At 66.1% G+C, this 9,393-nt stretch carries 9 protein-coding genes; 5 read left to right on the forward strand and 4 right to left on the reverse strand.

The window, feature by feature from the left end:
* Positions 1-568 precede the first annotated feature (568 nt).
* The 3 genes from EDF40_RS19045 to EDF40_RS00540 all read left to right on the forward strand — a co-directional run bounded on the left by EDF40_RS19045 (position 569) and on the right by EDF40_RS00540 (position 4,116).
* Positions 569-781 carry a hypothetical protein gene (locus EDF40_RS19045; protein WP_131922788.1) on the forward strand — a complete coding sequence of 71 codons (213 nt, stop codon included), beginning with the start codon at positions 569-571 and terminating at the stop codon, positions 779-781.
* A gap of 34 nt (positions 782-815) precedes the next feature.
* A complete protein-coding gene (locus tag EDF40_RS19650) occupies positions 816-1,205 on the forward strand; it encodes a helix-turn-helix domain-containing protein (protein WP_185042154.1) in 390 nt (129 codons plus the stop codon).
* Between the two features lie 1,459 nt (positions 1,206-2,664).
* A complete protein-coding gene (locus EDF40_RS00540; protein WP_185002597.1) occupies positions 2,665-4,116 on the forward strand; it encodes a fibronectin type III domain-containing protein in 1,452 nt (483 codons plus the stop codon).
* A gap of 913 nt (positions 4,117-5,029) precedes the next feature.
* Here EDF40_RS00540 and EDF40_RS00545 read toward each other — a convergent pair.
* The 4 genes from EDF40_RS00545 to EDF40_RS00555 form a co-directional block, all read right to left on the reverse strand.
* Positions 5,030-5,821 (reverse strand): NAD(P)-dependent oxidoreductase, encoded by a 792-nt coding sequence (locus EDF40_RS00545; RefSeq protein WP_185002600.1) that lies wholly within the window; start codon positions 5,819-5,821, stop codon positions 5,030-5,032.
* A gap of 176 nt (positions 5,822-5,997) precedes the next feature.
* Positions 5,998-6,165 (reverse strand): hypothetical protein, encoded by a 168-nt coding sequence (locus EDF40_RS19055; protein WP_165901221.1) that lies wholly within the window; start codon positions 6,163-6,165, stop codon positions 5,998-6,000.
* Positions 6,166-6,198: 33 nt separating this feature from the next.
* Entirely contained in the window at positions 6,199-6,774 is a 576-nt protein-coding gene (locus tag EDF40_RS00550; protein WP_165901220.1) for a PadR family transcriptional regulator, read from the reverse strand.
* Positions 6,775-6,861: 87 nt separating this feature from the next.
* Entirely contained in the window at positions 6,862-8,052 is a 1,191-nt protein-coding gene (locus EDF40_RS00555; RefSeq protein ID WP_123338516.1) for a 4-hydroxybenzoate 3-monooxygenase, read from the reverse strand.
* 464 nt (positions 8,053-8,516) lie between these two features.
* Between EDF40_RS00555 and EDF40_RS00560 the strand changes: the two genes are divergently transcribed.
* Positions 8,517-8,870, forward strand: a complete 354-nt coding sequence (locus EDF40_RS00560) for a hypothetical protein (protein WP_131922784.1) — start codon at positions 8,517-8,519, stop codon at positions 8,868-8,870.
* A 128-nt stretch (positions 8,871-8,998) separates the two neighbouring features.
* Positions 8,999-9,223 carry a hypothetical protein gene (locus EDF40_RS00565; RefSeq protein WP_123338518.1) on the forward strand — a complete coding sequence of 75 codons (225 nt, stop codon included), beginning with the start codon at positions 8,999-9,001 and terminating at the stop codon, positions 9,221-9,223.
* Positions 9,224-9,393 lie beyond the last annotated feature (170 nt).

Here is a 9,393-nt window from a genome sequence, read left to right on the forward strand (position 1 = left end):
GCTCGGCGCGGCTGCTGTGTGCGCGCCGAACACACCCTGGTGCAGGGTGGAGAACCAGCAATGTGCGGCTGGTGAGCGCTCCGGGTGTTTCCCGGCCCGTGCAAGCTATTCGGCACCCTCCGACGAGGAGATTGGAACCTCGTACCCCGTTACCGCATCGTAATATTTGTTGTGGGAAATGTAACCTGTTCGAGGGTCCTGCATGCTGTTGGAGTCTGTCCCGTTTGAAGATCGGCTTTCGGGCGGTGTTGCTCGAGGGTGGGAACGAGTGGTGGTGTCACGTCCGGCTAGGTCGGTGTGGTGCTGCCGGGTTGGCGACGAGTGCCCGCGGCGCGTTACGGTCCCGTCACGGCTGTGCGGTGCCGTTGCGGGGGAGTGGGGTGCGTCGGTGGTGACGAGAGTGCTGTGGGAGGTGCGGTGTGCTTGGCACGATTGCCGGCTACCAGGAACGGTCGCGGTGTCGTTTCGTCCGCACGCGGTGGGGCCTTCGGGGTGGGCGTTGACGGTGTGTGAGCATCATGCTGTCCCGGTTCCCGAGAGCGCGGCTGGGCAGGGATGGGGTGTTGGTGTGAACGCGTTGCGGTTGCGGGGACGGTCGGAGACGGAGTGGGACATCATCGAGAGCCGGACGGACCGGATCGTCGGCCGGGTGGTTGTCGACAACGGAGCGTTCTTCCTCACCGATGTTGACGGTGAAACTGAGGTCGGCGCGTTCTACCGTCTCGAGCAAACCGTGCAGGCTGCGGCGGCCGTCCTTGGGGGAGGCTTCCTCGATTCGTGACCGTGGTTGGTGGGCTGGGTTTCACGGTCGGTGCATGTCGACGTCGTCGGACGAGCTTGCAGCGGTGGGGATCGATCTTGGTGCGCAGAAGCCGGCGGTGGCTCGGGCGCTGGAATGTATCGGGTCGCGGTATGGGGGGGGAGCTGACGGCACCGGAGATCGCGGCGGCGAGCGGCTACAGCAAACGGGGTCTGCAGGAAGCGTTCCAGCGGGACTTGGGCATGCACCCTCAGCCGTGGTCCGGGTGCTGCGGTTGCACCGGGCACGAGCGATGATCCTCGCGAACCCGTATCAGCCGGTCGGAACGGCTGCGGCGGCGAGTGGGATTTCGCACTTAGGCTGGTTCTCCGGCTACTACCGGGCTCAGTACGGGGAGACACCATCCGAGACTGCCTACGCTGCCCGTGCCCAGTTGCCGGCGTGACGGCTCCAGCGAGTGCCCTGGAGTTGCGGCTGCCGGGCAGATGCGCAGACCGGTGTCGCGTCGAGTCCGGCGTGAGAGAACGACCGTTCCCCCTGTTTTGGGGATGGACCCGCATGGCGGGAGTTGTTTAACTCTGTTCATGAGCAGGTTCGGGTATCTGCTCCGCAGCTGAAGCCGCGTTTGTGTGGTGTCGCTCCGGGATGTCTGGCCGCCTTCGGGTGGCGGCCAGACATACCCCGTTCGGTCCGTCGTCAAAGCGAGTCCTCTGTAGTGCCGACTTGTCCGCACATGCGCGTGGTCGCATCGTTGATGGTGCGCCCCCTGTTCGGGTCAGGATGTGGCGCGTGCGGGATGTCGGCGGCGTTTGGTGCGTGGCCGACATCCCGAACTTCTCCCGGGGAACCGGACAGCAAGGTCCGCCGGCACCACGTCGGCCCTATGCTGTGCGGAGCGCTCCGCGGCAGTGATGCTTGCGTGACACTCGTTTCCCGTTCGAGAGACTTGCCTTTCCTGCCTTGAGGCTGGTGGGGGAGTGCGCTATCCCGGGGGTGGCGGGATGACCCGAACCTTCCACCACCCCCGGGAACCCACTTACCGCTGGCAGCGGCATGCCGGATCTATTTGAGCGTCAGCGCGGCCACCAGCAGCGTTGCCGTGACGGCGGCAAGGGCGCCGAGGAGCGCCCATTGCCACCAGTGCATGCGCAGGCTCCCGCGCGGCCGGCGAACGGGAGCGGGCTTTCGCCGGCGTGAGGTTGGGTGACTCATCGGTTGCACGGTACGAGGTGCCGGTGCGTGCAGACTGTGTGACGGCAGATGGGTGGTTCCCGCTGTCAGCGGGGTGGGCTGCTACCTGATCCGGCATCCCACCCCGCGTTCGACCAACGGGGCGAAGTGATACCGGCGTACAGGGTGGTGGTGATGGGACGCTGGCTTCGCTTGGTGCGTTCCAGCTGGTACCGCCGCGGAGGCGGCGGGTGGGAGGGGCTCTGCTGGAAGCGCAGTGGCGTATGGGGAGTCTCGCACCTGGGGAGATTCGCCGCGCGTACGTGGCGCGCTACGGCGAAGATCCACGAGAAACACTTCGTCTCCCACACTCCTGAATGCAGAGCGATGTGCTGTCGATCGCACGAGCCGAAGCGCGTCGGTGGCCCGGCTCGCAGGGACGCGAGCGTCCCTCCCCGTCCGACCGCATTACCTGTACGCGAAACGACGAGATGCCGAGGCAGGGCAGGAAGGAAGCGTCGATGCTTCACTTACGCCAAAGCGTGCTTCTTCCCTACGGGCCGAGGGTCTCAGCCGCTTGCAGATTCGGGTTCCGCTTCCGCTCACAGCATGCGCTCAACCCGCCCGCACCGATAGAGGCAGTGCCACATCCGCCCCGCCAGCCAACCTCCAGATCGGGCAGCGCTCCAGCTGCAGGGCCTCGCACCTATCTCGTGAGCCCGTCGGATTTGCGGTTGCGCGATGCCGCATCCGGCCTTCTGGGCGTTCTGCGCGCGGTTCCCGAGTGTCAGCATGTGCTCAGCCGAGGCGTAGGAGCCACGGAGAGGGTAGGGGACACCGTGTACAAAGCCGTACTCACCGCAGCCGTGGCGGCCGTGCTGATAGCCGTCGGAGTCGCCCTGCCCGCGCAGGCCGTTACCCATTCCTCGACGCCGGGTGCGCCGACCGTCGTCCGCGTCACCGGGACCGGCGGTGACGCTGACCTCACGTGGCGGGCACCGTCTTCCGGTGCGAAGGTGACGGGGTGGAGGGTGCAAATCACTCCCGCTGAACAGCAACCGGACCAAGGAGTCGACAGGCTCCGCGCCTCCGCCCGGTCCGACCACTTCGGCGCCCTGACCACACGGACCACCTACTCTTTCACCGTTCAGGCAACCGGCTCGCGGGGCACCGGGCCTGCGGTGACCGTCCGGTACACGGCGACCGGTGCCACGAGCGACCCGACCACGCAGTCGTTGTACGCGCTCGATGCCTCCGGATCGGTGGTGCGCTTCCCGTCGAGCGGAACCGGGCCGGCGACCACGGTCGCGCCAAACGGGGCCGGGTACGCGGCCGATGACCGCGGGGACGTGTTCGTCCCGGCGCCTGACTCGACCTCGATTACGATGTACCCCGTCGGCGGTGGTGCACCAAAGACCATCGCCACGGGGCTACACATTCGTGGTGGCCTCTCCGCGGACGTTGCGGGGAACCTGTACTGGGTCGACTCGACCACCTCGATACCGATGAAGCTGCCAGTCACGGGTGCGCCAGCCCGCTCAGCGGCCGCTGGAGCCGGGACACCGGCTCGAGGCGTCATCGCCTTCGGTCGCGACGGTACCGTGGCAACACTTGAGGGCACAACGACTGCACGCACCGCCACGACGATCGCCCCGAACGGAGTCGTCACGACGCGGTCGCTCACGCCGGCAGCGGAGGGAACACCGTTCAACCGGCTCACCCAGCTCATCGTTGGACCCCAGGGCGACCTGTACTTCACCGACACCTCCGGCGGCGGTGCTGGCTACCAAGCCTGGAACGAGCTCCCTGCCGGAGCGACAACGACCACGCCCGTGGACGACCGTTTCGCATTCGAGCTGGTCGCGGCGAACTCGACGTCCTTCTTCCTGCTGCGTTCGGCACAGTGGTGCGCAGCGATCTCCGAGGGGTCCCCGAACGGATGCAACATCGACCGGGCAGTACACGACATGCTCGTCCGCGATGCCGACGAGATGACCCGGGCAGTGTCTGTGTCCGGCGTTCAACTGACGACACGATTCCCGTTCCCGGGTGCTGCAGCCGAGGACGGGGTCGTGTACGTCGACATCGCCGACGGAGCGACGCCCGGGTTGTGGCGGATACCTGCAGGCGGCGGTGCCGCCCAGCAGCTCTCCACCGCACAATTCACGCGACTCACCGTGATGTGAAACGCCGCTCGACAATCGAGTGCATAGGTCATCGCCGACACCACCTACTGCTACCTCGAGGGTGTTATCGCATCACAGTCGAAGGACGAAGCCTAAGCCAGGTCTTCGCAGCGCTGGACCGGTGGGGTCGACGCCACCTGCCGGTTGACGACCTATAGGTCAACGAAGACGTCCGATAGGTCGTCACCCGGGTGCATCGCTACCTCGGTCGCTCGTGGTCGTTCCGGTCGGGGGCGTCTATCGGGCGGGCGAGAGCGGGGTCAGTTCCGTCCGCACTCGTTCCCATGACGTTGATCTCCAGCGATGAATTCGCTCATCATGACCGGTCGACGTCACGAAGTCGTACGCTCAGCGCGTGGATGCTCGACTGACCTCCGGATGCACGGACCATCCTGGCTATGGGGGTTATGCGGTGGACGGCCTGGGAACTGAGGTTGCCGGACGGCAGCGTGTTCGCAACCGTCCTTGGCACGGCGACGGACAGTGAGGGCATGCCTCTCAGTGAAGCGGGCCGGAACGAACTCATCTTTTGGGAGAGTATGACCGCGTAGCGGTCGGGCGGACGGCGGCGGTTGCCTAAGTTGGTCTGTGATGAGCGACCGTTGCCCGAGTGTGTTCGACCGATGGCAATGCAGTCGCCAAGTGGGCCATCCCGGCCAGCACGAGAGCACCTCCGGCCACGAGCGGGCCACGTGGAACGATCGTGCTTCGGGCAAGAGTTTTCGCGTGCTCGGAGGCTCGCACGGATCGCGAGAGGCCGCGCAGAAGCCTAGCGGTAGATCGTTGCGATAGCTGATCGGCTACCGCACGTTTTTCGGCGTGAGCGTGCTCGGCTATGAGCACCAACTGGTGGAGGTTGAAGCCGTGGCCGCCTCGGCAACTAGTGCGATTTCGCGGCCCGGTAACGGATTGTCTACCGCCGCATGCGGTCGGTCGAGTACGCAGCGGTTGCGTACCTCCCACCTTGCGGCATGTCCAGGGCAAGGACTTCGCGAGTGCCCCATGCCGCCGCGTCGTCCTGCGGGAAGAAACCGACGGCTTCCCCGGGCTGGAGGTCCCACCAGCCATCGGTGTTCGCGGAGACGGCGTAGAACACTGCCGTGTGTTCGGTGGTCGTCATCGCCGCGACGAAGGCGCGGATCGCGTCCGCGGGGCTGAGCCACGTCTGCTGCTCTCGAGCCGAAGACGGCTGCTCCTCGTAACTGCCGATGCGCAACGAGATGGTGCTCATACCGAACTTGTCCGCGTACAGCCGGCAGAGTGCTTCCCCCGCGGCCTTCGACACCCCGTAGAAGCCGTCAGGTCGCGGCGGCATGTCGGGCGACACGTGGTCACCCGCGGCGTACGAGCCCGTCAGGCGGTTGCTGCTCGCGTACACGACCCGACGTACCCCTGCCCGCCGGGCGGCCTCGAGCACGTGGTACGTCCCGACGATGTTCGCCTCGGCCAGGTCGTGGAAGTCAGCCTCGTCCGCGATTCCGCCCAGATGGACCACACCGTCAGCTCCGGCGAAGAGTTCCACCAGGTTCTCCAGGTCGGCAAGGTCGACCGATGCGACGGATTCCTGTGGGCTGCTGGAGGTGATCGGACGGATGTCGGTGGAGACGAGGACCGCATGGCGCTCCAACAGCGCCGACCGGAGCGCAGACCCGATGTTCCCGGCAGCACCGGTGATGACCCAACGGCTTCCGGCGATGCTCGACATCGTGCGATCGTACTGGCCGGGCCACCTTCGCCGGGGTCTCGGCGGCCGATCGTTCATCGGACGCGTTGAGGTCACACCGGGCTGCTCACCGGGCAGCCTGGCCGCCTGCGTTGATGAGGTGTCCGGTGGAGGCGCTGATATTGAGGGCGGCGGCCAGGATCGGCGCGGCTCCCTCTTCAACTGAATGAGCTGACCAGCAGGCTCGCACCGCGGCCGAGGATGCGGGCGAGATGCTCGGGATCGTCGTCGCTGACCGGTGCGAAGAGGCGACGGTGGACCGTGGCGATGTGTCCCGGGAAGACCGCCGCGCGGACATCGCGGCCCGTATTCGTGATCGCGACCATCGTGCTGCGCTCGTCGTCGAGCGAGGGAGCCGTTCACTTGCTGAAATCGTAGCTACCGGTCGCAAGGCGCTCGATGAGCGCTTCGACGTACGCACGTTCCCCGTCGATGCGGCTGGCGGCAAGACGGATGAACTCGGTCGAATGCACAGGCTTGTCCGGATCGATGGACACGTTCGTCTCGTCCCGACGGAAGGCGTCGAGCTGTTCTCCGAGGCCGGACGCGCGATCTCGGAGCGCCGTGATGACCTTGTTTCGGGGGAGGTCGACGAGGAAGCAGAGCGCAGCCATAAACGGGGCGGGGCGGTACGGGTCGATCTCCTGGAGCGCCGTCCCCAAGAGCTGGGTGAAGGCGATGTCGCCCTCGGAGGTGAGTGCGTACTTGGCGCTGGTCTTGTAGGCGCGAGGGGCCTTCTCGGCCGCTTCTGTGTCGAGCGCGACGAGGCCTTCCTTGTCGAGAGTGCGAAGTGCACCGTAGATGGATCCAGGGTTGACGCTGGCCCAGTCCTGGACCCCCCAGCCGGTGAGTTCGCGCATGATCGCGTACCCGCTGGCGGGCTGTTCTTGTCGGACGGCGCCGAGCACGAGGAGACGGGTCGGGTCGATGCTCATACTCGATGCTCCCATGTAGCTTGTTCGCCCCTCTCGCAGGGTTGGGCGGGGCTGAAGCGAGAGGGGCGAGCGCTGAGGCAGTGGCGGCTAGTTGAGGCCGAGCTGGTACTCGGCGTGGAGGCGTGCTGCGGTGGGGGAGGCGTGCAGCTGGGCGAGCCTGGCACGGGCTGTCATCTGCAGGAACGCGCCGTGCTGCGTGGGGTCGCCGGCGTTGTGCATCGTGTCGGTCATCCAGAGCGCGAAGTCCTGGTAGTTCCAGACGCGCTCGAGGCAGGTGTCCGAGTAGACGCCGAGGGCTTCGGCGTCGCCGTCGCGGACGGCGGAGACGAGTGCCAAGGCCAGTGTGTCGACGTCGAACAGGGCGAGGTTCATCCCCTTGGCGCTTGCTGGCGGGACGAGGTGCGCGGCGTCGCCGGCGAGGAACAGGTTCCGGTAACGCATGGGGGAGTAGACGACGCTCCGCAGGGGTACGAAGAACACCTCGTGTACCTCGGCGGATTGGATGCTGTCGTCATTCAGTCGCAGTCGGATTTCGTTCCAGATTCGCTCGTCGGGCCAGTCTTCGGCGGTGTCGCTGAGTTCGCATTGGAGGTAGTAGCGACTGCGCTGGGGTCCTCGGGGGAGTTGTCCGACGAAGCCGTGGTCGCTGGGAGCCATGATCGCCGCTCCTGTAACGGGTGCTTCGACCAGGGCGGCGAGCCAGGCGTACCCGAACTCATAGCTGTATTTCGTCAGGACCCCGTCCGGGATCGACGCGCGGCTCACGCCACGATCTCCGTCGCTGCCGACGATGTAGTCACACTCGATCTCGTGTCGACCATCGGCATCGGAGAACGCCACTGAGGGGCGCTGCCCGTCCTCGTTGCCGACGACGACATCGGTGGTCTCGAAGCGGACATCACCGCCCATCTCGTCCAGGAATACGTGGAGGAGGTTGTTGACCAGCATCTGCTGCGTACAGAACCGGCTGGGCTGGCGTCCTTCCATGTCGATCGTGAACATCTCCGGTACGCCGTTCACCCGGTAATCGATCGTCTGTGCCACGGGCCCTGCGAGCAATCGCTCGGCCAGGCCCCACCGCTCGAACATGTCCACGCCACGCGCTTCGACCACGCCGGCTCGGTTGCGCTGCTCGATGTAGCCGCGATCGCGGCGCTCGACCACGACGCAGTCCACGCCGGACTGCGTCAGCAGGGTCGCCAGGGTGAGCCCGGCGACGCCGGCGCCGATGATGACGACTCGAGAAGCCGCCTTGTCTTGCTTCTGGGTGTTACTCATGGCTGAATGTTCACACGTGAACAATGCGGATGTCAACTAGCTGGCGCCACGGGGTTGCCCCGCCACACCAGCAGCCGGAGGCACTCACATGGCGAAGACGATCCTGATCACGGGAGCGACAGGCGGCCTGGGCCGCGCGCTCGCGCGCAACCTTGCTGGACGTGGCCACTGCTGCTCCACGGCCGCAGTCAGCAGCGCGTTGACGACGTGGCAAAAGCACTCCCGATGACGGCGCGCACGTGCCGAGCGGACTTCTCCTCGCTTGCCGAAGTACGGAAGGTGACGAGCGCCCTGCTGGCCGCCGAACCGCGGATTGACGTTCTGATTGCGAACGCCGGCATCGGGGGCGGGCCTCGACGCGAGAGCATCGATGGGTACTGCGAGAGCGCCTCGAGGCATCGGCGCGGGCACGAGTCGTGCTGGTGGGCTCTATCGGGCAGGCGCCGGTCGACTTCGATGACGTCATGCTCGAAGACCGCTACGACGGGATGCGGGCCAACTGCCAGTCGAAGCTCGCTCAAGTCGCTTTCGGGATCCGCTTCGCCCGCAAGGCGGACCCTGCGAATTTGACTATGACGAGCCTTCATCCTGCGTCCGAGATGCCGACGAAAATGGTGGGTCGCCGCGACGGAGAGCCCATCTCGCTCGGGGTTGCAGCGACAGCCCGGCTCGCTCTTGACCCGACGCTTGAGGGTGTCACGGGGCTCTTCTTCGATCGACAGCGCCCCGTGGCTCCGCATCCCTGGGCCAGGAATTTCGCAGTCCAGGAGCACCTGTGGACGGTGAGTGAGCAGTTCGTCGATCGATTCAGTGGCTAACGCGAGTGCCGGCACGCCAGTCCGGTAGTCGGTGAGCTACCGGCCGGCCCCGGTGCCCAGTCAGCGCCGCCCGGCAGAGGATCGGCTACCGGACGTCACCGGCCAGGGTCCGGTATAGCGTCACGCATATGACCGAGACGAAGCAGCGCAGCCTCCTCGAACGGCTCGTCGGCAAGCCCCTCCCTTGGCTCGTATGGGCGTGGGCGGTTCTAGCCGTCATCTGGATCGTCATCGCCATCATGGAGCCGACCGGGCTTCACATCTTCGTCGCGGTCGCATGGACGGCCCTCGCCGCGGTCCAGCTCCTCTCCGCCTACTACGCCCGCCGTCATGAGCGGAACCGCGCGCGGTAGTCGGTGGGCTATAGGGCACTGCTAGTTTCCAGAGCACCAGCGGGGAGCGCTCGGGGCTACGCCATAACGGAAGATGTCAGAGGGCCGTGAGTGCAATCAGGTGGATCTGGCGTCGTGAGCATCAGTCCCGGCTCTGTGCTGATTCGAGCGCCATGCACCCCATCGGTGGA

It is taken from the genome of Curtobacterium sp. PhB170, from assembly GCF_003752345.1.
GTDB lineage: Bacteria > Actinomycetota > Actinomycetes > Actinomycetales > Microbacteriaceae > Curtobacterium.

Coding starts and splice junctions, on each gene's coding strand:
- EDF40_RS00555 (WP_123338516.1), bottom strand. CDS start 8,052: ATGAGTAACACCCAGAAGCAAGACAAGGCGGCTTCTCGAGTCGTCATC.
- EDF40_RS00565 (WP_123338518.1), top strand. CDS start 8,999: ATGACCGAGACGAAGCAGCGCAGCCTCCTCGAACGGCTCGTCGGCAAG.
- EDF40_RS19055 (WP_165901221.1), bottom strand. CDS start 6,165: ATGGTCGCGATCACGAATACGGGCCGCGATGTCCGCGCGGCGGTCTTC.
- EDF40_RS00545 (WP_185002600.1), bottom strand. CDS start 5,821: ATGTCGAGCATCGCCGGAAGCCGTTGGGTCATCACCGGTGCTGCCGGG.
- EDF40_RS19650 (WP_185042154.1), top strand. CDS start 816: ATGTCGACGTCGTCGGACGAGCTTGCAGCGGTGGGGATCGATCTTGGT.
- EDF40_RS00550 (WP_165901220.1), bottom strand. CDS start 6,774: ATGAGCATCGACCCGACCCGTCTCCTCGTGCTCGGCGCCGTCCGACAA.
- EDF40_RS00560 (WP_131922784.1), top strand. CDS start 8,517: ATGCTCGAAGACCGCTACGACGGGATGCGGGCCAACTGCCAGTCGAAG.